General features: G+C 42.3%; 1 protein-coding gene. It reads right to left on the reverse strand.

Going from position 1 to position 1,292, the window contains the following annotated elements; genetic code table 11:
• Positions 1–34: 34 nt before the first annotated feature.
• Positions 35–1,239, reverse strand: a protein-coding gene (locus tag ACED53_RS23440) for an IS3 family transposase (protein ID WP_102456461.1) whose coding sequence is annotated in 2 segments (ribosomal slippage) — positions 35–852 and positions 852–1,239 — 1,206 coding nt in all. Because the reading frame shifts where the segments join, the coding sequence is not laid out codon by codon here.
• Positions 1,240–1,292: the final 53 nt, after the last annotated feature.

Consider the following 1,292-nt stretch of genomic DNA (forward strand, 5'->3'; position numbering starts at 1 on the left):
TGACCCGTCCTGATATGGGTTGACACTTGATTGACTAAAACGCTCGATGTACTTCATCGGGCGTTTTGTATTTTAGAGCTGTGTGAGGCCTATATTCATTATAGATTTTTACTGATTCGGCGACCATTTTCTTTGCTTCATCTAAATCATTAGGCTTATTCAACAGATACTCCATCTTCAGTATTCCGTTGATCCTCTCTGCCAACGCATTCTGATAACAGTCATAGCCATCAGTCATTGAGCAAGATACATCATACTGTCGATGCAACTCTTGGTATTCAACAGAGCAGTACTGAACACCTCGATCTGAGTGATGTACAAGCTCACCTGTATTCTTCCGTTCTTTCAACGCGTTTAAAAAGGCCTGCTTGACCGTGCGAGCCTTCATATCATCACTTATGTGATAGCCCACGATTTTTCTTGAGTAAGCGTCCGTCACTAAACTGAGATAAGTACTACCACGCCGCGTTGCTAGATAAGTAATATCGGCAACCCATAATTGCTCTGGTCTTTCCGGTATTAAGCCTTCTTTGACACGATTCGGATGGCAGTAAAAGCGATGATTACTGTTTGTGGTTCGATGATAAGCCCTTCGATTCTGCACTAATAATCGATTCATTCTCAGCAGAGAGAATAAGCGGTCTCGCCCGATTTCAATATCGTTCTGAGCAAGTAAATACTTGATCTTACGAGTCCCTATACGAGGGTGCATCATCCTTTGCTCCTTCACAAAACCGAGTACTGATTCATCTTTCTTTGTCTGATGAATTTCTGCAACACAGCGCTTGTAGAAAGCTTGTCGTGTAATACCTATGAAGTGACAAGCTTTAGTGACGGTCAACTTTCTGACCGTTTTTTCCTTAATAACTCGGCCTTGCGCTTCTTTGAGATTCGGACACCGAAATCTCGATCCATGACTTTTACAACCGCTTCAAAGAACTCAGCTTTGAGCTGAGTCTCTTCTAATTGCTGCTCGAGCTCTTTGATTCGTTGCTCTGGGGTTTGAGTTGAGGAAGAGTTTGACATAGTCGCTCCTAACGCTCTCGATTGTTCTATTCCTTTAGACCAATCTAGTTGACCATGTTTGCGAAGCCAAACTAAAACGGTAGAGCGACCTTGGATCCCATAACGTTCTTGAGCTTGCTTATAAGTCATTTCGCCTTTTTCAACTTGGCTTACGACTGCCAATTTAAAGGCAAGAGAATAATCTCGTTGAGTACGTCTACTTGTTGTTTTCATGACACTCTCCAATTTCATGTTGGAAATGTGTCAACCATATTTAGGACGGTACA

The organism is Vibrio sp. 1F169 (genome assembly GCF_041439605.1).
Taxonomy (GTDB): domain Bacteria; phylum Pseudomonadota; class Gammaproteobacteria; order Enterobacterales; family Vibrionaceae; genus Vibrio; species Vibrio tasmaniensis_A.